This window comes from Streptomyces sp. HSS9-12 (assembly GCF_054963655.1).
On the sequence record NZ_JBUEGC010000006.1, the window covers coordinates 98,616 to 121,101 of the forward strand.

The window sequence follows — 22,486 nt, forward strand, 5'->3', positions numbered from 1 at the left end:
TCGCGAACCGCCGCGACGGAGCGGGGCCAGGGCAAAGGTCAGACCCAGACTCCCCGGTCGGTCAGCACCGTGCGCAGCGTATCGATGTGGTCGGTCATGATGCCATCCACACCCAGGTCGAGGAGCGCCGCCATGCGATCTGCCTCGTTCACCGTCCACACATGCACCTGCAGACCGTGGGCGTGCGCGGCCCGGATGAACGCCCGGTCCACGACCCGGATCCCCGACTGCCGCTCCGGCACCTGCACCGCGACTCCGGTGCGCCGCATCCACGCGGGCAGCCCGTACGAGCGCAGCCGCAGTCCCAGCACCCCGGTGGTGCCGTACGACGTCGCCAGGCGGGGCCCGGCCAGTTTCAGGGCGCGTGCCACCCGGCTTTCGGAGAAGGAGCCGATGCACACCCGGTCCCAGGCGCTGGTGCGGCGTACCAGTTCCACCAGCGGGACGAGCGCCCCCTCCGCCTTGATGTCGACGTTCCAGCGCGCGTCCGGAAAGGCCTCCAGCAGCTCCTCGAACAGCGGCAGCGGCTCGCGGCCCGCCACGCGCGCCTGCCGCACCTCGGACCACGGCAGCGCCGCTATCCGGCCGCTGGCGTCGGTGACCCGGTCCAGCGTCGCGTCGTGGAAGGCGACCAGCGCGCCGTCCGCGGTGACGTGGACATCGGTCTCCAGATAGCGGTAGCCGGCGGCCACCGCCCGACGGAAGGCGGTTGCGGTGTTCTCCAGGCCGTCCGCGGCTCCGCCGCGGTGAGCGAAGGCGAGCGGAGCCGGATGATCGAGAAAGGGATGCAGGTCGGTCACCGCGGCAGTATGGCGTCCTGCCTTCCGCCGCCGTGAGCCACTACCGGTGAACGGGTGCCGTCAGACTGGGAAATGGCGAACACCCGCAGGAAGAACTGGGACAGCGGGCCGATCGCCAGAGCGTACGCCACCGTGCCGACCCCGACCGAACCGCCCAGCAGAAAACCACTCGCCAGCACCGAGAGCTCAATCCCCGTGCGCACCAGGCGGATGGAGCGGCCCGTACGCCGGCTCAGACCGGTCATCAGGCCGTCCCGCGGGCCGGGCCCGAAGCGCGCCGAGATGTACAGGCCCGTCGCGACACCACCCAGCACGATCGCGAAGGCCAGTAGTGAGCCCCGCAGCGCGAGGCCGCGCGCGTCCGGGATCAGGGCCAGCGTCGCGTCCATCGACAGGCCGATCATCACGACGTTGGACACGGTGCCGAGCCCCGGTCGCTGGTGCAGGGGGACCCACAGCAGCAGTACGCAGGCGCCCGCGACGATCGACACCACACCGATCGACAGCCCCGAGTGCTTCGACACCCCCTGATGGAACACGTCCCACGGGGCCAGCCCGAGCCCGGCCCGCACCTGCAACGCCGCACCCACCCCGTACAGCACAAGCCCGGCGTACAGCTGGAGCAGCCGCCGGGTGAGACGACGAGACCTCATGGATCCAGACAAAAGAACCCTCCCTGGTGGTGGCACTGGCCTGACCCATGACACCATGTGGCCTGGAACATTCGAGTTTCCATGGCCAATTCCGGGAAGGTGGACTGGCAACATGGCTCATTGGACTTCGGCCGTGGGGGCCGCACAGCTGGCCCGGCTGCTGAGATCCCAGGACCTGGCCGGACGGGGGAACGGGGCGGGCAGCCGCCGGGTGCCGGCCTACCGGGCGCTCGCCGACGGTGTGCGCCTGCTCGTCCTCGAAGGCCGCGTCCCGGTCGCCGCCCGGCTTCCCGCCGAACGGGAACTGGCCGCCGCCCTGGCCCTCAGCCGTACCACGGTCGCCTCCGCCTACGAGGCGCTGCGCACCGAGGGATTCCTGGAGTCCCGGCGCGGCGCGGGCAGTTGGACCGCCGTGCCCGCCGGCAGCCCGCTGCCCACCCGGGGCTTGGACCCTCTTCCGCCCGACGCCGCCGAGTCGATGATCGACCTCGGCTGTGCGGCCCTGCCCGCCCCCGAACCGTGGCTCTCCCGCGCGATCCAGGGAGCGTTGGAGGAGCTCCCGCCGTACGCCCACACCCACGGCGACTATCCGGCGGGCCTGCCCGACCTGCGGCAGGCCCTCGCCGACCGCTACACCGCACGCGGTATCCCGACCATGCCCGAGCAGATCATGATCACCACTGGGGCGATGGGCGCGGTCGCCGCGACCTGCCACCTGTTCGCGGCCCGTGGCGAACGCGTGGCCGTCGAGTCGCCCAGTTACGCCAACGTCCTGCAGCTCATGCGGGAGGCGGGCGCCCGGCTGGTGCCCGTCGCCATGGGCGACCGCCTCGGCGGCTGGGACATCCCGGCCTGGCGGCAGGTGCTGCGCGACGCCGCACCGCGCATGGCCTACGTCATGGCCGACTTCCACAATCCGACCGGGGCGCTGGCGACCGAGGACCAGCGGCGGCAGCTGGTGGAGGCCGCCCGTTCCGCGGGCACGGTGCTCGTCGCCGACGAGACGATGTCCGAGCTGCGGCTCGACGCGGACACCGAACCGCCCCGCCCTGTCTCGGCGTTCGACCCCGCGGGGAGCACGGTCGTGACCGTGGGCTCGGCGAGCAAGGCCTTCTGGGCGGGGCTGCGCATCGGCTGGGTCCGTGCGGCGCCCGACGTCATCCGCAGCCTGGTCGCCGCGCGCGCCTACGCCGACCTGGGCTCGCCGGTCCTCGAACAGCTCGCCGTCACATGGCTGTTGCGGGACGGAGGCTGGGCCGCGGCCGGCGACATCCGCCGGCAGCAGGCGCGCGAGAACCGCGACGACCTCGTCGCCGCGCTCCGACGGCACCTGCCCGACTGGGAGTTCACCGTCCCGAAGGGCGGGCTCACCCTGTGGGCCCGCACCGGCGGGCTGTCCGGCTCCCGGATCGCCGAGGCGGGGGAGCGGCTGGGCGTACGGGTGCCCTCCGGGCCGCGATTCGGCGTCGACGGCGCCTTCGAGGGCTTCGTACGGCTGCCGTTCACGGTGGGAGGCGCGCTCGCCGAGACGGCCGCCGGCCGACTCGCTGCCGCGGTCCGCCTGGTGGAGAGCGGCGCCCCCGTCGCGGCGGACGCTCCCCGGAGCCTGGTGGCCTGAACCCTCCCGGCGGGCCGTACGGGTCTGTGCCCAGGGCATCCCGGCCTGTCAAGCGGCGACGACAGCACGTCAGTTGTCGGCGGGGGCCGGTACCGCCGTGGGCTCGGTGCCGAGGGCGCCGGTGCGCTCGGGCAGCAGACCCAGTACGGCCTGCCGGTGGGCTTCGCTCGTCGTGTCGTCGTACGGATCAGGCGTCGCCGGCACCTGGAGCCGGTGCACCGGGCCCGATCCAAGGCGTGCATAGCCGCGTCCCGGCGGAACGTCGGGCGGGGGCGTGGTGTTCGGCGGCGCGCCCAGCACCGCCCGGACCTGCTCGGCAGGAGCCGGGCCGAGCACGACCCGCGCCCGGGTGTGCGCCCGCACGGTCTCGGCCAGCAACTCCAGGCTGTCCAGCTGGTCGGCGATGGCGACCGTGACCTGGACGGCCCGCCCGTGCCGCAGCGGCACCTGCAGGAGATCCTGCGGGTCGGTCCGTCCCTCGGCGGTGGCGAGGTGGCTGAGGACGGCGGGCCGGTCGAGGAGGACCCACAGCTGCCGCAGGGTGTCCTCCGGTAGCGGACGGCCGGTCTGCCGGGCGTGGCTCGCGGAGATCAGCCGGCGCTCCGTCTCGTGTGCCACCCACTCCAGGATCGCCAGGGCGCCCCCGAGCCCGGACTCCACGGCCAGGACCCCGGACCGCCCGGCCAGGCACGCGAACTCGCCCGTGCCACTGCCGTCCACGACCAGCACGTCCCCGTGGTGCAGCGCCTGGAGAGCGATGGAGCGCAGCAGCGTGGTGGTACCGCTGCCGGGCTGGCCCAGGGCGAGCAGATGCGGCTCCATGGATCGCGGCCCGGTGCGCCACACCACAGGCGGCGCGTCCCGCGTCGCCTCGTCGCCGGCCACGGGCACCGTGCGCTGCACGCCGCCCGGGTCGGTGAAGCCGAGCACGGTCTCGCCCGGCGCGGTGACGAAGCGTTGGGCGCAGATGTCGGTGGGCAGGGCCGCGAGCACGGTGAGCGTCAGGTGGTTGGCCTCCTCCTTCCACACGAAGAGATACTCGCGCCCCCGGCCGGACTTGGCGTGGAGCAGCTGCTCGATCCGTGCGCGGGAGGCGGGGTCGCTGTCGGTGAAGTAGGGCGGGTAGCGCAGCCGCAGTAGCGTCAGTCGCCCGTCGTCGTCGAACGCGAACTGCCGGAAGGCCGCTTTCCAGTTACCACCGTGGGTATAGAGCGCCCTTGGGTCGTCGGGAGCGGAGAAGTACGGCACGAGCGCCTCGTACAGAACGCGGAGGCGTAGGGCCTCGGTCTCACTGGGACCGGTCCGGGCGGGCGTACGAGAGCCCCGTCCGGCCCAGCCCGCGGCGGCCATCAGCGCGATGAGTGCGATCAGCGGGCCGTAGGGCATGAGCGCGACCAGCATGAGCGCGGCAGCCCCGAGAAACAGCGTCGGTCCGCGGCGCTCCTTGGGGGTTGCGGACCACCGGCGCCGCCCGGTCGCAACCAGGCGGCGCAGTCCGCGACTGATGATGATCAGCGGATGGAGGACATCGGTGGCGCTGTCGGCGGCCGTGCGCGCGAACTCACGGCTTCGGGCGATGGACGCGCAGGAGCGGAGGATGCGGGGCAGCGGTCGCCGGACCAACGGTGTTCTCCTGTGGTGAGTGGTGCGGATGCTTCGGTTCCCCGGCCCGGCTAGAACTTGATCCCGCCCAGCAGGCTGGCGAGGCTTGCCGTACCGGCCTTGATGCCCGGTGCGATGGCGGTGCTCGCCAGGAAGAAGCCGAAGAGGGCGCAGACGATGGCGTGGGACGGCTTGAGGCCGCTCTTCCGAAGGAAGAGGACGACGATGATGGCCAGCAGCACGACGCCGGACATGGACAGAATCATGGGGTTCTCCTGTGCTGGTGGGGGGACTCTCACCATGAGTACTTCCAGGGTCACAGCATGTATCCAACCGAGGAAAGCCGCAAATGGAGGAATTGTCGTGAAACGTCGGCGGGTCGAGGTGCGCGCCTCACCCACGGGCGGACGCTGAGCTGATCACTGCCCCGCCCGGTCCGGCTGATGTCCGGGTGGCCCAAGTACGCCGTCGGATCACTCGTACGGGCGCAGGCCCTGGAAAGGTGGATCAGGAGATGAGCGCTCCGGGAACGGGAGACGGCACAGGTCCGGTGGATCCGGAGGTCATCGAACTCGCGAGCAAGGTGTTCGACTTCGCCCGCACCGGCGACACCGCCACGCTGGCCGCCTATGTGGATGCGGGAGTTCCCGCCGATCTCACCAATGACAAGGGCGATTCGCTCGTCATGCTCGCGGCCTACCACGGCCACGCGGACGCCGTGAAGGCCTTGCTGGCGCGCGGCGCCGACCCCGGGCGGATCAACGACGGCGGGCGGACTCCGCTCGCCGGGGCGGTCTTCAAGGGCGAGGACGAGGTCGTACGCGTCCTGCTGGAAGGCGGTGCCGACCCGCAGGCGGGCACCCCTTCGGCCGTGGACACGGCGCGGATGTTCGGCAAGTCGGAGCTGCTCAAGCTGTTCGGCGCGGAGTGACCGGACCCCGCCGGTCGAGGGTCGCAGCAGCCGGAGAGCCTGCTGCGGGAGGTCCTGGCCCTGGCCCCAGGGGACTGGCTGGCCGGCGAACCGGGATTCGACTCGCCCGAGCAACTGCGGGAGGCGTACGTGGCGCACCTCGCCGAGCGTGCGGCGCGGTCGGCCGCGTGGCTGCCCGAAGGCTTCGCCTCACCGGAGCAGCTGCTGCGCGCCGAGGCCGAGCGGACGGCCGTCACCCCGGGCCGGCCGCTGCCTGGCTGCAGCACATCCCCCCTGAGCGGCCCGGCCGCCCGGCTGGGCACCTCATGTCGGACGATCTCGACGCCCTGGCCCGGCAATTCGCCAAAGACAGGGCTGGAGCGACATCTACCGATAAACACCCGTTGAGAGCACAATGGTGCTGCGGCCCAGGCCGCGCGCCGCGCGGCCGCCAGACTTGCAGGAACCGAAGGAGGCGAGTCTTATGGCCGACCTCTCGCATCGCGGTGACATCACGGCTCACCCCGATGTTCACGAGATGAGAGCCCGGTACGCGCAGATGCTCCGCGACCGGGAACCTGTGGTCGTCGACGGAGCCGTGCTCCTCGTCGGCCTTTACTGTGCGATCTCCCCCTGGGTAGTCCACTTCTCCGCCACCCGCCCCGACCTGACCATCAACAACCTGGTCCTCGGCCTCGCCATCGCCGCCATCGGACTCGGCTTCACGGCCGGCCGGGCGGGCCTGCGCTGGACCATGGCGGCCATGGGCGTGTGGCTGATCATCTCGCCGTGGGTGGTGACCCGTGGACCTGATGCCGGAATGATCTGGAACAACGTAATCCTCGGCGCGCTCACCTGCCTGTTCGGACTGGCAGCCATGGGCGGCCTCGCGAAGGGAACCCGAGCCCAGACCTAGTGGAACACACTCACCGAGCACCGGATCGAAGGAGGCCGCGCGCGCGGCCTCCTTCTCCGTGCCGGAGGGCGCGTGGCGAACCCAGAAGCGACGGTCCGCGGCCGGGCTCGAAGCGCAGCCCGGCGTACCGGGTGCCCGCCGGGCCCTCTGTGAGGTGTGCGTGAGTGTCCGGGCCGACCACCAGCAGCCCCGTCGGCCCAGATCAGGTCGGTGCAGCCGTCCGGCAGGATCCGGTGCGGTACGGGGCCTGCCGGACGGGTCAACAGCACCGCGCCGGGCAGCCGCGACGTCCGTTCCTCGCCCTCCAGCATCACGCTGCGGCGCGCCGCACTCACCCATTGGGCGGCGCTCGGCGGCGCGTTCCCGCCCAGTCCTTCGGCCCCTCGGTCACCTGCGCTGACGCGCCATTCGTGGGATCGGTGATGGTCCGTCCGGTGGACGGCGGCCGCGCGTCGGCCGCGCGCGCCGGACGAGGTGTGGAGATGACATGGGTGCACGGCGCGGAGGCCGAACGCGGGCGGCAAGGAACCGCATCCGTGCCGAGGGAGATCGCCCATGCGTACTGCATCTCGGGCTGTGGTCGGGGCCGCTGCGGCGGCTCTGGCGGTGGGAGGCTCGGCGGCGGTGTCGTGGGCCGATCAGCAGCCATCGTTGAGTGTGACGCCATCGACGCCGGGGCCGGCCGCCCACGTGACGCTGGTTCAGAAGGGCGGTTGCGCGGCACGGTCGATCAGGGCGACATCGGCGGGCCTGGCCGATACGGCGACGCTCACCGACAAGGGCGGGAGCCGCTATGTGGGCTCGGCCCGGGTGTCGCCGCACGCCAAGGCCGGCCGGCCGTACATGGTGACCACGCACTGCCCGGGCGAGGGTTCCTCGACTCTGGGCGGGTTCACGCTTGGTCAGGTCGCCCGGAAGGGATCCCGCGCCGGCGAAGGCGGCAGTATCACCGGCGGGAACTCCGCCGCCGTGGCCGTCGGTGAGGCTCTCCTCGTGACGGCCGCCGCCGGAGCTGTGATCACCATGCGCCGCCGTGCCGTCCACGACACCTGACTCCTTGGCAGACCATGACGTCTCTTTCATCGCCTCCGGTTCTCCGACGTCCCCGCCCCGGGCGCCGGAGAACCGGAGGCCTCGGCGTAAACGGATCCGACAGAAAGGCAGATTCGTGAGACTGGTAGACCTGGGCCGTGTACCCCGTGCGTGTCATCGCCGCAGGCTGATGGCCCATCTGATATCCGCAGGCCTGCTCGGCGTCCTCAGTGTTGTCCCCGCCGCAGGCAGCGCCTGGGGCCGAGACTTCGATCCTGTCCCCGCGCCATGGAGCGGTCCGGCTCAGGACGTCCACGGTACGGACAGGGGTGGCAACGACCTGACCGCCATCGATGACGAACCCTGGCAGCCCGAACCGCAAGCGGATGAGCCGGAGTTCCGCGACGTGGGGATCGCGCTGCATCAGGCTCCGGGAAGCACCTGGGACCGGCCCGTGTTCGCGGCCCGCATCTCCGCCGCCTACGGAGTCCCCGGCAACTGGATCGCCGGTCACCACACCGGCGTCGATCTCACGGTCCCGATCGGCACCCCGGTCTACTCCGTCGGACCCGGCGTCGTCGTCCGCGCCGGCTCGGGCGGCGACTACGGGCGGATGGTGCTGATCCGCATGAACGACGGGCACTACACGCTCTTCGGCCATCTCTCGCGCGTCTTCGTCAGCCCCGGCCAGCGGGTCACCTCGAACACACTGATCGGCCTGTCCGGCAACTCCGGCAGATCCACCGGGCCGCATCTGCACTTCGAGGTACGCAAGACCTCACAGTACGGATCGGACATCGATCCGCTGGGGTATCTCGTCAACAAGGGCGTCCGCGTGTGACAGCCCGGAAGATCCTCCGTGCCGATGCCGCCGCCCCGCACCTGCGGGTGGCGGCACCGGCCGGCAGGGCCCGGGATATCACAGGAGCACGGCGGTCAGCCCGATGGTCGTGCCGGCGAGTGCCTTGCTCACCGGACAGTTCGCCTTGGCGTCCTCAGCCGCTGCCACAAAGTCGCTCTCGCTGATCCCCGGTACCCGGCCCTCCACCGCGATGATGATGCCGGTGATGCCCTTGCCCGGTTCGAAGGTGACATTCGCCTTGGTCACCAGCAGGGTCGGCTTGTTACCGGCCTTGGTGAGCCCGTTGGTCAGGGCCATCGAGAAGCAGGCGGAGTGGGCGGCGGCAATCAGCTCCTCCGGGCTGGTCTTTCCGCTCGGCTCCTCGGCCCGGGACGCCCAGGTGACGGGAAAGTGCCCGACTCCGGAAGAGTCGAGAGTGACCTCGCCCACCCCCGTCAGCAGATCACCCTCCCAGTCCGTATGTGCGGTACGCGTGGTGGCCATGAGTGAAGTCCCTTCTGTGCAGCGGATGAGGCCAACCCGATCGTCCGCCCCCGCACGTGGGGATGCCGCTCCCGACGCGCCGTACGATCCCCCTGCCGTACCCGCGCGAGCCCGGGGGATGCCGGCCGGGCCGCCACCGGACGCCGGCCGCTACCTCTCCGGCCGTGGCCTGTCGGGCCAGGCCGGTCGTCGCACCAGCGTGATCCACTCGTGGTCGTAGTGTCCCGGCACCGCCCTGCCGGCTGAGGCCCAGCGCTCGACCATGGCGGCGTAGATCGGAACGTCCCCGGCTCGGGCAACCGTTTCTGCGAGCGAAGGCTCGGCCAGTGCCCTGCGCTGTCGCGTGGCCGGACGAAGCTGCGTCGTTGTCACAGCGGGCCAACGCTCCGCACCGCCCGGCGGTCACCTTTTCCGCGACTTCCTCACCCGCATCGGCGCCGCCTCGTACACGCCATCGAAGGCCCGCGGGGCGGCTGGACGGCGGATATGACAGACCGATCGTCGCACTCTTTCGGGGGAGAGAGCCGGTGTGGTGCACCGGGTGCGGGCTCCCTCAGGCGCGAATCTTGGGGCAGACCTGGACGCCAGTGGTGAAAGGACTCCTCATGGCCTTGTCTCAGGCACTCGGCGGGCCTCAGCTGGCAGTTGATCTAGGAACGGCCAACACCCGGGTACGCGGTGCACACTACGCCAGCTTCGACGGCGCTTCGGTGGTGGCGATCGACAACCGTACGGGCAAGGTGGTGGCGGTCGGCGATGCGGCGAAACGGATGGCAGGCCGCACGCCCCCCTCCCTCGACATCGTCCTGCCCATCCGCCGCGGGGTGATCACCAATTTCGATGTCGTCACCCGCCTGCTGTGGCATGCCCTGGGAAACCGCCGTCGGCGCCTGACGTCATGGCGCCCGCCCCGAGTCGTCGCCGGTGTGCCCGTGCAGGCCACCGAGGTGCAAAAGCGCGCTGTCGAGGAGGCATTCCAATTCGCCGGAGCGCGGACCGTCCATCTGATTCCCAAGGTGACGCTGGCGGCCATCGGGGCCGGGATCCCCGTCTGGGACGCGATGAGCACCATGATCGTCGATGTCGGTGCCGGTACGACCGAAGTGGCCGCCTACGACTACGGCACCATGGTGGCCTCCCAGTCCACGACCTGCGCCGGCGAGGCCTTCACCGCCGCGATCGGCAGCTATCTGCAGCGGGAGCACCAGCTGGCCGTGAGCACGGTGGTGGCGGAGGAGGTGAAGCTCACGATGAGCCGGGCGACGGCCGGCGGTGAGGACATCCGGATTCCGGTGCGCGGCCGTGACCGCGTCACCGACATGCCCAAGACCGTGCTCGTCCTGGCGAGCGAGCTCATGCCCGTGGCCGAGCCGGTGATCAGACGCATCGCCCTCACCGTGGGCTCGGTCCTGAGCCACTGTCCGGCCAGCGTGTCGGAGGACATCGTCGGCCGGGGCGTGGTGCTCACCGGTGGCGGGGCGCTGCTGGGCGGCCTGACGGAGCGGCTGAGCCGCACGACGGGCCTGGCCTTCCACCTCGTCGACTCCCCGCTGACCTCGGTGCTGGAGGGCGCCGCCCGCTGCGTCGCGGACTTCGAGCAGCCGTCCTCCCACCAGCCGCTGCTCGCGCCGGTGTGACAGCCGTCGCTCCCGATACATCATCAGTCGTACTGATGCCACGAGTCACTGATGTTCCGTCAGGCTGACTCCCCTTATGGAGCAGAAACGCGCGGCACCCGCCGCTGATCGTTCCTACGGTGCAGATATGGACACGATGCCTGGACTGAAGACGCGCACCGCAGTGGCCACCGTCGTCACATGTCTGGCGGTGGCCTGCCCGTCGGCACCCGCGTACGCCGACGACGAGGGACAGCGGAACGCGCCCGCCGCCGCGGCCGGCAGGTCACTGCTGGAGCGCCCGGGGGTGCACGTACTGCCAAAACCCGGGGCGCCCGCCCTCCCCGGGGGACTCTCATCGCTCTCCTGGGTGGTCTCGGACGCGCGCACGGGACAGGTGCTGGCAGCCAAGGACGCCCACCGGCGGATGCCTCCCGCAAGCACGCTGAAAACCCTGTTCGCGGTGACGGTGCTGTCGGCACTGCCGCAGGACGGGCTCCGCAAGGTGAGGGCCCGCGACCTCCAGAGCATCGGCGCCGGCAGCAGCATGGTTGGGATCCGGCCTGGGCAGCGGTACACCGTGGCGGATCTGTGGCGTGGGGTCTTCCTCAGATCGGGCAACGACGCGGTGCACGCGCTGGCCGCCATGAACGGCTCGATGCCGAAGACCGTCCGGCAGATGCAGGCCAGGGCCCGTGCGCTCGGTGCTCTGGACACCCGCGTCGTCACACCGGACGGGTACGACGCGCCCGGCCAGGTCTCCTCGGCCTACGACTTGAGCGTGTTCGCCCGCGCCGGACTCGCTGACCCCCGCTTCGTCCGGTACAGCTCGATGCGCAGGACGGACTTTCCCAAAGGGCGGGCCCGGGACGGAAGAGTCACGGGCTCCTTCGAGATCCAGAACACCAACCGCCTGCTGGTCGGTGCGCCCGGGCTGAAGCCGTACCGGGGCCTGATCGGGGTGAAGAACGGCTACACCAGCCGGGCCGGCAATACCCTCGTCGTGGCCGCCCGCCGTGGCGGCCGGACCCTCGTGGTCACCGTCATGAACCCCCGGTCAGGGCTGCACAACGCCGTCTACCGGGAAGCCCGTGCCCTTCTGGACTGGGGATTCGCGGCAAGCGGCAAGGTCTCCTCGCTCGGCCCGCTCGGCGCGTCCCGCGGCAGCACGACATCCCGGACGCTGCGCCGGCCCCCCGTCATGGGGGCGATGGGTGCCCCGCGCGTGGCCTCCGCGGATCGCCGGCACGACACCTCGCCGGTCGGGCTGTGGCTTGCTGCAGGCGCCGCTTCTGCCGTGGTGTGCGGAGCCGTCCCGGTGTTGTGGCGTCGGCGGACTCCGCGCGGTCCGGCACGATCGTGACCCGCCGGGGGCGTGGGTCGCGCCCCGGATGCTCGGTCAACGGCGGTCATGTGCCGGAATTTTGCTTCTCAAGTGCGACGGGCGGCAGGTAGTCGCCGATGAGCTTGCGGTGCCACCACATTCTGGTCCGCAGCAGCTCCTCGCGTGTGGTGAAGCGGTACTGGTACAGCCGCGCCCGTACATGGATGGGTGGGGTGTCGGGGAACGGATTGGAGCGCAGGAGCTTCAACGTCACCCGGTCGTTCTCCAGCAGGCGGGTGACGAACGGCAGTAGCCAGGACTGCGCGTAGACCGGTGACAGCGCCGCGAACCACATCAGCCAGTCCAGCCGCAGATGGTATGGGGCCCATTGGGGCGGGATCCGCCGTGGGTCGCCAGGCTTGCCTTTGAACTCGTACTCCTTCCACACCGTGTCAGGCGTGATCTGCGGCTCGTCGGTGCCCTCGATCACCACTTCCCGGCGGGTGCGGCTGATGGAGCCGAACGCGCCGTAGGTGTTCACCAGGTGGTACGGGTTGAAGGAGCGGTTCATCTGCTGGGTGCGGGAGATCAGATTGCGGGCCGGCCAGTAGCTGAGCACAGCCACCAGGGCGGTCGCCGCGAGCACCACGACCTCGTACCACAGCGGTGGCGCCGGGAGCTTCGGCGGAGTGGGCAGCGGCAGCACCTCGGCTGCCATCGCCCCGTCGATCGCCGGGATGGCGAGCACGATCGTCACCCAGTTCAGCCATGCGAAGTTGCCCGAGAGTACGAGCCACAGCTGGGTGACGATGATGATGCCCGCGGCCACGCTCGCCACCGGCTGCGGCGTGAACAGCAGCACGGGCACGATGAGCTGCGCCACATGGTTGGCCGCTACCTCGACCTTGTGCAGGGGCCTCGGCAGATGGTGGAAGAACCAGCTCAGCGGCCCGGGCATCGGCTGGGTCTCGTGGTGGTAGTAGAGGCAGGTCAGGTCGCGCCAGCAGCGGTCCCCACGCATCTTGATCAGCCCTGCGCCGAACTCCACCCGGAACAGCAGCCACCGTGTCAGCCACAGCACGAGCACCGGCGGCGCCGTCCGCTCGTTGCCCAGGAAGACCGCCAGGAACCCCGCCTCCAGCAGCAGGGACTCCCAGCCGAAGCCGTACCAGGTCTGACCGACGTTGACGATCGACAGATACAGCGCCCACAGGACTGCCCACATCAGCATCGCCGCCCACAGCGGCACATGGTCGGCCGCGCCGGCCGCGACAGCGGCGGAGAGGGCGACGCCGAACCATGCGACGGCGGCGAAGAAGCGGTCTGAGTAGTGGAAGTGAAAAAGGCTGGGCGCCATCCGGAACGGCACCCGCCGCAGGAACGACGGCACCGGCAGCATGCCTCGCTCCCCGATGAGCGCTCTGAACTGGTTGGCCGCTGTCAGGAACGCGATCAGATACAAGGCGGCGAGTCCCCGCTGGAAGACCAGCCGGCTCAGCCAGTACTCGGGTGCCGTGAACCACTCCATACCGCCTGCTCCTCGGTCACGGTCCGCCGATGGGCCTTCCCTTCCACCATCTCAGCCGCTGCCACTCGGGTCGGGCTACGGCACGCAGTCCCATTCATCCGCATGGCGGGGTACGACAGTACGCAACCGTTGCGTTCTGGGGCGACCGGGGCACCGGCGTGCTCCAGCGGGAGCCGCCGTACTCCAGGACGACGTCACGGCGGCCATCCGCGCGGCGGTGTTCCAGGAGCTGGCGGTGGCCGGGTACGGGCGGCTGACCATCGAGGCCGTCGCCCGGCCTGCCGGAGCCGGCAAGACGGCGGTGTGCCACTGGCCTGCCAAGCTGCAGATGCGGGGCCTCGCCGTGGTCCGAGCCCCCCTGCCGCCTGGCTACCTCGACCGACTCGCGCCGGCTCCGCGGCCGGGGCCCTGCCCCCGGCGACATCTGAACCGGCGCCTCGGGATGCCGTAGGCGGGCGATCGTGGGTGCAATGGGGGTACGGGCTGCGCGGCAGACAGCGCCGGGGCAGATCGATGTGCGGGCGCGCCCGGCGGATCGATGTGCGGGCGCGCCCGGCGGCCAGCGTCGGAGGCGAGGAGGGCTCCCGGTCATGACCAGTGCGACCCGGTTGCTGAGGGCCTTGCCGGCCGACTACCGCGACCGTCTGATGGAACTCGCCCGCGAGGTGTCCTTCCCGCAGGACGCCCGGATCTTCGAGGAAGGCGGGGAGGCGACCGGCTTCTGGGTCATCCGGTCGGGGGCGGTGACCTTGGACCTGAAGCTGCCGGGGCGCCGCAGCACGACCGTGGAGACGCTGGGCCCCGGTGATCTGCTCGGATGGTCCTGGCTCTTCCCCCCGTACACCTGGGATTTTGGAGCCGAGGCGCTGAGCCCCGTACGCGCCTACGCCTTCGACGGGGCCGAGGTACGGGCGCTGTGCGAGGCGGACCCGGCGCTCGGATACGTGCTGACGCGGACCGTCGCGGAAATCCTCGCGCACCGCGTGCAGAACGCCCGCACCCGCCTGCTCGAGCGGTCTGTCCACTGACCGCTGCCGGCTGGGCCGCTAAATGGGTGGCTCCCCGGCTCACTGCCCGCGAGTCGCAGCAGGCGCTGGACGAACTCGAACTGCTGGCGCACCGGGGCGGGTTCGGGCCGCTGCTCGGCGAGGCCGGCTGAAGGGACCCAGCCGGAGATACGGACGTGGCGCCCGCCGGCATCGCCGGGGGCGCCACGGGTGTGGAGGCAGGGCCAGGGGCTGCTCCCGGCCGTACCACCCACAGGGGGTGCCGAATTCCGGGACCCTTCCTGAACCTCCAAGCGGTGTCAGGCGTTGAGGCAGGTGTTGCCCATGGTCGGGTTCAGCACACCGACGACGCTGACAGTGGCGCCGCACACGTTGACGGGAACGTGGACCGGGGCCTGGACGGTGTTGCCGGAGATCACACCGGGAGAACCGGTGGAGACACCCGTGGCGCCCGAGTCGGCGGCGGCGACACCGGCGGCCCCGGTCACGGCGGCACCCGCAACGGCGGTCAGAACAGCAGCCTTGGCAATACGCGACATGAACGTAGAACCTTTCATTGTGTGCAGAAGGAAGATCCCGTCCGAGTGGGGCCGGGACCGGATCAACGCTTCAGCCGCGCCGAGGTTGCGTTCCGCACGCAAACGGGTGATGGCCGGGTGCTTCGGTTGTCTATGAGTGACATATCATCATTTAGCCAGCACGCGCAGCAGATGCTCGGCCACCGCCGCCATCGCGTCGCGAGCCGGGGCGAGATATCTGCGGGGGTCGACCACGGTGGGATGCGCGTGCAGGCCCTCGCGTGCCGCGCCGGTGAAGGCGACGTTGAGGGCCGTACCCACGTTGATCTTCACCATCCCCGCCTTCACGGCCTGCCGCAGCTCCTGATCCGGCACACCGGAGGAGCCGTGCAGGACCAGCGGTACGGGGACGGCCTGGCGCAGCCGCGCGATCAGATCGTGGTCGAGCCGCGCGGTGCGTTCGGTCATCGCGTGCGAGCTGCCGACGGCCACGGCGAGGGCGTCCACCCCGGTCGCGGCGACGAACGAAGCCGCCTCCTGCGGATCGGTCCGTACGCCCGGGGCGTGCGCGCCGTCCTTGCCACCGATCTTGCCGAGTTCGGCCTCCAGCCAGATGCCCCGCTCGTGTGCCCACCGCACGCACTCCGCCGTCCTCCGGATGTTCTCCTCGTAGGGCAGCTTCGAGGCGTCGAACATGACGGAACCGGCGCCGGCGGCCACGCCCGCGTGCAGCAGCTCCCGGTCCTCCACATGGTCGAGGTGCAGCGCCACGGGCACGGCCGCCGCCCGGGCGATGGCGGTGCAGGCAGCGAGGACCGGTTCGACCGCGCCCTCGTGGAACCGCACGGCGTTCTGGCTGATCTGCAGGACCACCGGCAGCGCGGCCGCGTGAGCGGCCAGTGCGATCGCCTCGGCGTGCTCCAGGGTGATGATGTTGAAGGCGGCGAGGCCGCGCCCTTCGGCAGCGGCGTCGGCCATGAGGTCCGCGGTGGCGGCGAGTGGCATGGCTGTTCCTCCGCTTCAGTGCAGGACGACGGAACGGGTGAGGTTCCGCGGGCGGTCGGGGTCGTAGCCCTTGTCCTCGGCGATGGCCACGGCCAGGCGCTGCGCCCGTACCAGGTCGGCCATGGGGTCGAGCGGGCCGGTCGCGGCGGTGGGGCAGGAGTCGGCGACCAGGATGCCGCCGACGCCCCCGACCTCGTCCCCGAGCCCCTTGGGCAGATCGCCGAACGCCCAGGCCACGCGGCCGGGCCCGGTGATGCTGACCGGCCCGTGCCGGTATTCCATCGCCGGATAGGCCTCGGTCCAGGCACCGGCCGCCTCCCGCATCTTCAGCGCAGCCTCCTGGGCGAGCCCGTATGTCCAGCCGGTGCCCAGGAAGGTGAACTGCTCGGCCGCCAGGACCTCCGGCGACAACTCCTCGTCGACCGCGCGCTCGGCATCGGCCACGGCGGCGGTCAGGTCCTCGCCCAGATGTGCCCTGAGGAGGGCGAGCGCGCTGGTGGCGAACCGGGTCTGCACCACGGAGCGCTCGTCGGCGTAGTCCAGCACGGCGACCCGGTCGGCCGCTTCCATCACGGGTGTGGCCGGGTCCGCGGTGATGGCCGCGGTGGCGGTGGTGCCCTTCAGCCGGGCGAGCAGCTCCAGCACCTCGGTCGTGGTACCGGAGCGGGTGATCGCCAGCACCCGGTCGTAGCGGCGTCCGACGGGAAATTCGGAGGCCGCGAAGGCGTCCGTCTCCCCATGGCCCGCCCGCTCGCGCAGGGCCGCGTAGGACTGGGCGATGAACCAGGACGTACCGCAGCCCACCACCGCCGTCCTCTCGCCCGGCTGCGGCAGGATGCCGGCCTGGGACGGGGCGTACTCCGCGGTGCGGCGCCAGCACTCGGGCTGTGACGCGATCTCGATGGCCGTGACGGACGAGCCGTGGGGCATGGAGAGCTCCTCAGAACAGAGCAGCATGATGCTCGAAGATGCTTGTTTCTATGGTCGACCAATCATTAAAGAGCGAAAGTGCTGTGTCGTAAAGTGAGCGGGGCAAGGGCAGGGAGGTGCCGGGGACGTGTCCAAGCAGGAGCGGTGGGGCGCGCTGATGGAACTGCTGGCGGCGGAAGGCCGGTTGCAGGTCGAGGAGGCCGCGGCCGCCCTGCGGGTGTCCGTGGCGACCATCCGGCGCGACCTCGACGAGCTGGCCGCGCAGCAGATGCTGGTGCGCACCAGGGGAGGAGCCGTCGCGCACGGCGTGTCCTACGAGCTCCCGCTGCGCTACAAGACCGCCCGCAAGGCCTCGGAGAAGCAGCGGATCGCACAGGCGGTCGCGGAACTGGTGGCCGTCGGCGACGTTGTGGGCCTCAACGGCGGCACCACCACGACCGAGATCGCCCGCGCCCTTGCGCTGCGTGGCGGCACCGCGCAGTCGGGCGGGCGGGCCCCGGCGCCGCCCGCCCCGGCTCTGACGGTGGTGACCAACGCGCTGAACATCGCCGCCGAGCTGGCCGTACGACCGCATATCAAGATCGTGCTCACCGGTGGGGTGGCCCGCCCGCAGACGTACGAACTGGTGGGCCCGCTGACAGGCGGCGTGCTGCGGGAGGTCGTCCTGGACATCGCGGTGCTGGGCGTGGACGGCATCGACCCTGTACGGGGCCTGATGGCACATCACGAGGACGAGGCGGCCGTCAGCCGCCTGCTCGCCGAGCGCGCCCACCGCGTGGTCGTGGCCGCCGACTCCTCGAAGATCGGCAGGCGCGCGTTCGCCCGGATCGCCGGCCTGGACCGGGTGAACTACCTGGTGACCGACACCGGAATCGCCCGGGAGGCGCAGGATCTGATCGCCGAGTCCGGGGTCAAGGTGATCGCCGTCTGACGGCCGGGGTCTGAGCCTCAGGGCAGGAGGACACGGGCGTGGCAGACGGACGGGGTGCCCCATACGTCGCGGACGGCGCGGGCTTTGCGGATCCACAAGGACAGGTCCAGCGCTTCGGTGCAGCCGATGGCCCCATGGAGTCGCAGGGCCGTGCGCGACGCGGCGTAGGCGGCTTCGCCTGCCGCGACCTTTGCTGCCGCCACCTCGCGGCCGGCTGCCGGCTCTCCCACCCGACTCCCACCACCACCCTCAACAGAGCTTCGCGCTCCCGTATCTGCCGCCGGGGCCAGGGCGGCGGAGTGGACCAGAGGCTGCGCGAACTCCAGGGCCATGAGCGTGTCGGCCAGGCGGTGCTTCACCGCCTGGAACGAGCCGATCGCGACCCCCTACCGCTTCGTGCGCGACACCGTCTGGGACGCCGCATCGTGGTACCGGCCGGGGGGAAAGCACAGCCCGAGGAGATCGCCCGCCAGTACCTGACGATGGTGCTGGACGGCATCGCCCTTCGGAGTTGACATGGATACCGAGGACCTCTGAGAGGAGCAGCTGCCATGCCCGAGGCCTACATAGTCGAAGCCGTGCGCACCCCGGTGGGCAAGCGGGGCGGCGGCCTGTCCGCCGTCCACCCGGCTGACCTCGGCGCACATGTGCTGAAGGCGCTGATGGAGCGCTCGGGCGTCGACCCGGCAGCGGTCGAGGACGTGGTCTTCGGCTGCCTGGACACCGTCGGGCCGCAGGCCGGGGACATCGCCCGCACCTGCTGGCTGGCCGCCGGGCTGCCCGAAGAGGTGCCGGGCGTGACGGTCGACCGGCAGTGCGGCTCCTCGCAGCAGGCCCTCCACTTCGCCGCCCAGGGGATCCTCTCGGGCACCCAGGACCTGGTGGTCGCGGGCGGCGTGCAGAACATGTCGCAGATCCCGATCGCCTTCGCCAGCCGCCAGGCCACCGAGCCGCTGGGCCTGAACCAGGGCCCGTTCGCCGGCTCCGAGGGCTGGCGCGCCCGCTACGGCAACCAGCCCGTCAACCAGTTCCACGGCGCCGAGCTGATCGCCCAGAAGTGGGGCATCACCCGGGAGGCCATGGAGGAGTACGCGCTGCGCTCGCACCAGCGGGCCATCCGGGCCATCGACGAGGGGCGTTTCGACCGTGAGCTCGTCCCGTACGGGGACGTGACGACCGACGAGGGCCCGCGTCGCGACACCTCGCTGGAGAAGATGGCCGGGCTGCAGCCGCTGCTGGAAGGCGGCCGGCTGACCGCCGCGGTCTCCTCGCAGGTATCCGACGGCGCGTCCGCGCTGCTCATCGCCTCCGAGCGGGCGGTCGCCGAGCACGGCCTGACGCCGCGCGCCCGCATCCAGCACCTGTCCGTACGGGGTGAGGACCCGATCCGTATGCTCTCCGCGCCGATCCCGGCGACGGCGTACGCGCTGAAGAAGTCCGGTCTGTCGCTGGACGACATCGACCTGGTGGAGATCAACGAAGCCTTCGCGTCCGTGGTGCTGGCTTGGCTGAAGGAGACGGGAGCCGACCCGGACAAGGTCAACGTCAACGGCGGTGCCATCGCGCTGGGCCACCCGCTCGGTGCCACCGGAACCAAGCTGATGACGACGCTGCTGCACGAGCTGGAGCGGACCGGTGGCCGCCGCGGGCTGCAGACCATGTGCGAGGGCGGCGGCCAGGCCAACGTCACCATCATCGAGCGAGTCTGACGGGCCATCACCCATCGTCGTGCCGGGCGTCAACTCCCGGCAGAAGGAGAGGCCGTGTCCGCCGGCGCCCCGGTACCGGCAGGGCGCGGAGGGTTTCGCGGGCCTCGGCCATGATGCGGCCGACCAGCTCCGCGCAGGACGGCAGGTCGTCGATCGGTCCGGCGACCTGCCCGGAGGCCATCCCCCGAGGTCGGTGCGGCCGTCCACCGTCTGGGCGTGCGGCCGCGTCGCGCGGGCAGCGGCACCAGCGCCGGGCCGGCGGCTGCCCGGGGCACGCGCTCAGAGGGTGTAGGTCCGGCCCTCGTGGCCCCACTCGCCGACCTCGGGCCGCGCGCCGGCGTCCATCGCCCGGATGCAGGGCCGTCCGATGTGCGCGTAGACCACGCGCCGCACCCGGTGCCGTACGGCCCCGGCGCCGACGTCGTGGACGGTCGCATGGCCGCCCACGCCACCGCGGAAGCGGATCGGCCGGTCCCAGGCCGCGGCTTCGGCGAACATCAGATCCGCGTCCGCGGCCCACGGCGGGAACTCCCAGAACTCCGGAGCCCATACCGCCACCTGGTCACCGGCCTCGATGCGGTAGCCATAGGTCGGATGGGAGGTGTGCACGACCGAGCACAGACGCACGCGCAGCTCACCCAGCGTCAGGTCCCGAGCCCGCGGTTCGACGCCGCGCTCGGCGGCCATCCGGCGCAGCGCTGAGCGGAGCTCCGCCCGCTCATCGGTGACCAGCCAGGCGTCCAGGCGCTGGGGCGGGTCCGCGCCCGGACCGCCGTCGAAGGCCACCCGGTGTCCGCCGTACCGCAGCAGCAGACCGGCGGGCGCGAAGCGCGGCGAGTTCATCGCGCCGACCCCGAGCAGCGTCAGCCGGGGGCGCGGCGCCTGAGCCATGCGTCCGCCTCGGCCCGGCGCCGTCAGCGCCGGTAGGTGCCGACGAGAGTGCCGTTGGCGATCTGCTGGCGGTCGACGGCGCGGTGGACCTCCTTGGCTGTCGCCCGGTCCGACAGGTCGATCCCGGCGGCGAGGGCGTACAGATGGAACAAGTACCGGTGCGCGTTGTCACCCCTGGGCGGCTGCGGCCCGTCCCACCCTCGGTCCCCGAATCCATTGGCGTGGAGGGTTCCGCCTTGCGGCAGCTGCGCGGCGTCGACGCCGCGGCTGTCCGGTGAGATGCCGGTGACCAGCCAGTGGATGAAGGTTCCGGACGGTGCGTCGGGGTCCTCGCAGACGAGCACCAGCTCCTCCGCCTCCTCCGGTACGCCTGACCAGGTCAGAGGCGGCGAGAGGTTCTCGCCGTCCCTCGTGTAGCGACGGGGGATCCCCGCATGGTCATTGAATGCTGAACTGTGAAGCTCGATTCCGGTCATGCTCGCCGCTGTACCCGAAGCGGAGACTCCCATTCCGGCCTATGGCTCCGTCGGCGCCCGCCTCGGCGAGGGAATCGTCGGGGGCGGCTGGGTGTCCTGTGCCTCAGCGGAGGCCGGCTGCCGCGGGATCACCGTCCGCGCACCAGCCGGCAGGACGGCCGTATCGGCGGCCTCCGCGCCCTGCAGCAGGTCCAGCGCCAGGGCGGCGGTCCAGCTGAACGGGCAGATACCGCGCCCCTGTCCGCTGTACGGATCCACGTACTCGGCGAAGTGCGTACGCTCCGCCGCCGCCAGGGTCGACTCCCGCAGCTGCGCTGCCTCCGCCGGCCTGCCGCACTGCACCAGCCCCCGGTGGATGAGCCAGGCGGTGTTGAACCAGCTGGGACCCCGCCAGTACCGGCTGCCGTCGAACGTCGAGGCGGTCAGGTCGTAGCTGGGCACCATGTGCCGCCTGCCGAGCTGGAAGTGCTCGCCGTGTGCCGTGCGCAGCAGCGCCGCGACGATGTCCTCGGGCAGGCCGGGGACGATGAGCGGGACCAGCCCCGCGACGCTGCGCCCGCTGATCAGCCGGCCGGTGGCCAGGTCACGCGCGGCGAAGATCTCGGCGGTCGGATCCCACAGCAGCTCGACCAGGGCGCGCGTCAGCTGTTCCGCTCGCCGGCGGTGGGTGGCGGCGTCCGCGCCGATGGCGTCGGCGATCTCGGCGAGCGCGTACTCGGAGGCGATCAGCAGCGCGTTGAAGCAGGGGTCCTCGACGGCGAAGTCATGCGGCGTGCGGGCGTCGTCGTAGCCGTGCTCGCGGTAGGTGAGGGCGAGGCGCACGTAGCGCGCGTAGTCGAGGTCGGTCGGGCGCTCGGCGGGCCGGCTGTGGTCGAGATCGGCGCGCCGGTACGAGCCGGGCGTGGTGGGCTCGACCCGCTGCAGGGGCCGGTCCCAGACCGGGCTGTTGTCCAGGCCCGGTTCCCAGGGGTGGACAATCGCGGCGAGACCGTGGCCGCCCAGGTTCCGGGAGGCTGCCAGGTAGCGGTGCCAGGCGGCGAGGCTCGGGTAGACGCGGTCGAGGAAGCCGCGGCGCCGGGACTCGGCCGGGTCGGCCAGGTGTACCTGCCAGACGGCGACGGCATGCACCGGCGGCTGCACGATACCCGAGGTCTGGATGTCCACAGGGGCCCCGCAGCCGCGGCCGGCGGTGGAGGAGCGCCAGAAGTCGGGGCTCGGGAAGTACGCGCCGAGCGGCACCGACGGGTTGAAGACAATGTGCGGAATGCGGCCGTCGCCCCACTGCGCGTCGAAGAGCGTCTCCAGCTCCCGCTGGGCGCGCCGCGGCGAAAGATGGCGCAATCCGATCGCGATGAACGCCGAGTCCCAGCTCCACTGGTGCGGATACAGCGCTCGCGAGGGTACGGTCGCCCGCCCGGTCCAGTGATCCCGCAGTACGCGGATGGCGGCTTGGCGAAGCTGCCGGCGGCTGTCGACCGCGGCTGCGGATGTGGGGGGCTCCAGGGCACTCGTCATACGCCTGCCTCACGGTGGACAGGCACGCCGGTGCCAGGGGCGCGGTCGATGTCAGGGCATGCGTGAGGGGCGGCGAGAGCTGACATAGCCGGCCGTCCCTCCGAATCTCCTTGACGCCGAGATTTTCAACAATGTCGCATATCGTAGATTCCGCATTCAA

At 71.3% G+C, this 22,486-nt stretch carries 22 protein-coding genes and 4 pseudogenes; 12 read left to right on the forward strand and 14 right to left on the reverse strand.

Translation table 11 applies throughout. From position 1 onward, the window contains the following. Positions 1-38: 38 nt before the first annotated feature. Both ACY34J_RS05185 and yczE read right to left on the reverse strand, forming a co-directional pair. Positions 39-800: a glycerophosphodiester phosphodiesterase gene (locus ACY34J_RS05185; RefSeq protein ID WP_462725285.1), complete on the reverse strand. Its 762-nt coding sequence runs from the start codon at positions 798-800 to the stop codon at positions 39-41. Then, positions 797-1,453, reverse strand: a complete 657-nt coding sequence (gene yczE / locus ACY34J_RS05190) for a membrane protein YczE (RefSeq protein WP_462725286.1) — start codon at positions 1,451-1,453, stop codon at positions 797-799. Before yczE ends, ACY34J_RS05185 begins: the two co-directional genes overlap by 4 nt. A gap of 112 nt (positions 1,454-1,565) precedes the next feature. On the opposite strand from yczE, the gene ACY34J_RS05195 reads away from it, so the two are divergent. Beyond that, positions 1,566-3,071, forward strand: coding sequence for an SCO1417 family PLP biosynthesis transcription factor (locus ACY34J_RS05195; protein WP_462725287.1), 1,506 nt, complete (start codon positions 1,566-1,568; stop codon positions 3,069-3,071). A gap of 69 nt (positions 3,072-3,140) precedes the next feature. Here the strand turns inward: ACY34J_RS05195 and ACY34J_RS05200 are convergent, their stop codons facing one another. Together ACY34J_RS05200 and ACY34J_RS05205 are read right to left on the reverse strand one after the other, a co-directional pair. Then, a complete protein-coding gene (locus ACY34J_RS05200; RefSeq protein ID WP_462725288.1) occupies positions 3,141-4,694 on the reverse strand; it encodes a hypothetical protein in 1,554 nt (517 codons plus the stop codon). Between the two features lie 50 nt (positions 4,695-4,744). Beyond that, on the reverse strand, positions 4,745-4,939 hold the full coding sequence (locus ACY34J_RS05205) for a hypothetical protein (protein WP_462725289.1): 195 nt from the start codon (positions 4,937-4,939) through the stop codon (positions 4,745-4,747). A 248-nt stretch (positions 4,940-5,187) separates the two neighbouring features. On the opposite strand from ACY34J_RS05205, the gene ACY34J_RS05210 reads away from it, so the two are divergent. From ACY34J_RS05210 to ACY34J_RS05225, 4 genes are all read left to right on the forward strand, one after another. After that, positions 5,188-5,604 (forward strand): ankyrin repeat domain-containing protein, encoded by a 417-nt coding sequence (locus ACY34J_RS05210; RefSeq protein WP_462725290.1) that lies wholly within the window; start codon positions 5,188-5,190, stop codon positions 5,602-5,604. Positions 5,605-6,067: 463 nt separating this feature from the next. Then, positions 6,068-6,499 carry an SPW repeat protein gene (locus ACY34J_RS05215; protein ID WP_462725291.1) on the forward strand — a complete coding sequence of 144 codons (432 nt, stop codon included), beginning with the start codon at positions 6,068-6,070 and terminating at the stop codon, positions 6,497-6,499. A gap of 555 nt (positions 6,500-7,054) precedes the next feature. Then, entirely contained in the window at positions 7,055-7,552 is a 498-nt protein-coding gene (locus ACY34J_RS05220; protein WP_462725292.1) for a hypothetical protein, read from the forward strand. Between the two features lie 169 nt (positions 7,553-7,721). Beyond that, a complete protein-coding gene (locus ACY34J_RS05225; RefSeq protein WP_462725293.1) occupies positions 7,722-8,372 on the forward strand; it encodes a M23 family metallopeptidase in 651 nt (216 codons plus the stop codon). A gap of 78 nt (positions 8,373-8,450) precedes the next feature. On the opposite strand, the gene ACY34J_RS05230 is transcribed toward ACY34J_RS05225, so the two are convergent. Next, entirely contained in the window at positions 8,451-8,876 is a 426-nt protein-coding gene (locus ACY34J_RS05230) for an OsmC family peroxiredoxin (RefSeq protein WP_462725294.1), read from the reverse strand. A 605-nt stretch (positions 8,877-9,481) separates the two neighbouring features. Between ACY34J_RS05230 and ACY34J_RS05235 the strand changes: the two genes are divergently transcribed. Beyond that, positions 9,482-10,513 carry a rod shape-determining protein gene (locus tag ACY34J_RS05235; RefSeq protein ID WP_462725295.1) on the forward strand — a complete coding sequence of 344 codons (1,032 nt, stop codon included), beginning with the start codon at positions 9,482-9,484 and terminating at the stop codon, positions 10,511-10,513. Between the two features lie 127 nt (positions 10,514-10,640). After that, positions 10,641-11,855, forward strand: coding sequence for a D-alanyl-D-alanine carboxypeptidase family protein (locus ACY34J_RS05240; RefSeq protein ID WP_462725296.1), 1,215 nt, complete (start codon positions 10,641-10,643; stop codon positions 11,853-11,855). 46 nt (positions 11,856-11,901) lie between these two features. On the opposite strand, the gene ACY34J_RS05245 is transcribed toward ACY34J_RS05240, so the two are convergent. After that, the gene (locus ACY34J_RS05245) at positions 11,902-13,344 is read right to left on the reverse strand and encodes a lipase maturation factor family protein (RefSeq protein WP_462725297.1); all 1,443 of its coding nucleotides are present in this window, start codon (positions 13,342-13,344) and stop codon (positions 11,902-11,904) included. 136 nt (positions 13,345-13,480) lie between these two features. Here ACY34J_RS05245 and ACY34J_RS05250 point away from each other — a divergent pair. After that, positions 13,481-13,708: pseudogene (locus ACY34J_RS05250) on the forward strand (TetR family transcriptional regulator); the annotation flags it as partial. Positions 13,709-13,934: 226 nt separating this feature from the next. Beyond that, a complete protein-coding gene (locus ACY34J_RS05255; protein ID WP_462725298.1) occupies positions 13,935-14,372 on the forward strand; it encodes a cyclic nucleotide-binding domain-containing protein in 438 nt (145 codons plus the stop codon). Between the two features lie 278 nt (positions 14,373-14,650). Here ACY34J_RS05255 and ACY34J_RS05260 read toward each other — a convergent pair whose 3' ends face one another. The 3 genes from ACY34J_RS05260 to ACY34J_RS05270 all read right to left on the reverse strand — a co-directional run bounded on the left by ACY34J_RS05260 (position 14,651) and on the right by ACY34J_RS05270 (position 16,831). Then, complete coding sequence (locus ACY34J_RS05260) at positions 14,651-14,890, reverse strand: chaplin (protein WP_462725299.1); 240 nt, start codon at positions 14,888-14,890, stop codon at positions 14,651-14,653. Between the two features lie 147 nt (positions 14,891-15,037). Next, entirely contained in the window at positions 15,038-15,874 is an 837-nt protein-coding gene (locus ACY34J_RS05265; protein WP_462725300.1) for a class II fructose-bisphosphate aldolase, read from the reverse strand. A gap of 15 nt (positions 15,875-15,889) precedes the next feature. Then, a complete protein-coding gene (locus ACY34J_RS05270) occupies positions 15,890-16,831 on the reverse strand; it encodes an SIS domain-containing protein (RefSeq protein WP_462725301.1) in 942 nt (313 codons plus the stop codon). 100 nt (positions 16,832-16,931) lie between these two features. On the opposite strand from ACY34J_RS05270, the gene ACY34J_RS05275 reads away from it, so the two are divergent. After that, positions 16,932-17,735, forward strand: a complete 804-nt coding sequence (locus tag ACY34J_RS05275; RefSeq protein ID WP_462725302.1) for a DeoR/GlpR family DNA-binding transcription regulator — start codon at positions 16,932-16,934, stop codon at positions 17,733-17,735. A 17-nt stretch (positions 17,736-17,752) separates the two neighbouring features. Here ACY34J_RS05275 and ACY34J_RS05280 read toward each other — a convergent pair. Then, a pseudogene (locus ACY34J_RS05280) lies at positions 17,753-18,121 on the reverse strand (acyl-CoA dehydrogenase family protein); the annotation flags it as partial. Between ACY34J_RS05280 and ACY34J_RS05285 the strand changes: the two are divergent. Then, positions 18,111-18,250 (forward strand): annotated as a pseudogene (locus ACY34J_RS05285) (TetR family transcriptional regulator); the annotation flags it as partial. The pseudogenes ACY34J_RS05280 and ACY34J_RS05285 overlap by 11 nt on opposite strands. A 36-nt stretch (positions 18,251-18,286) precedes the next feature. Continuing rightward, positions 18,287-19,444: an acetyl-CoA C-acetyltransferase gene (locus tag ACY34J_RS05290; RefSeq protein ID WP_462725303.1), complete on the forward strand. Its 1,158-nt coding sequence runs from the start codon at positions 18,287-18,289 to the stop codon at positions 19,442-19,444. A 7-nt stretch (positions 19,445-19,451) separates the two neighbouring features. Here ACY34J_RS05290 and ACY34J_RS05295 read toward each other — a convergent pair. From ACY34J_RS05295 to ACY34J_RS05310, 4 genes and pseudogenes are all read right to left on the reverse strand, one after another. Beyond that, a pseudogene (locus ACY34J_RS05295) lies at positions 19,452-19,660 on the reverse strand (hypothetical protein); the annotation flags it as partial. Between the two features lie 63 nt (positions 19,661-19,723). Then, on the reverse strand, positions 19,724-20,335 hold the full coding sequence (locus ACY34J_RS05300) for an MBL fold metallo-hydrolase (RefSeq protein WP_462725304.1): 612 nt from the start codon (positions 20,333-20,335) through the stop codon (positions 19,724-19,726). A gap of 23 nt (positions 20,336-20,358) precedes the next feature. Continuing rightward, entirely contained in the window at positions 20,359-20,811 is a 453-nt protein-coding gene (locus tag ACY34J_RS05305; RefSeq protein ID WP_462725305.1) for a YbhB/YbcL family Raf kinase inhibitor-like protein, read from the reverse strand. 39 nt (positions 20,812-20,850) lie between these two features. Next, positions 20,851-22,326, reverse strand: coding sequence for an MGH1-like glycoside hydrolase domain-containing protein (locus ACY34J_RS05310; RefSeq protein ID WP_462725306.1), 1,476 nt, complete (start codon positions 22,324-22,326; stop codon positions 20,851-20,853). Positions 22,327-22,486 lie beyond the last annotated feature (160 nt).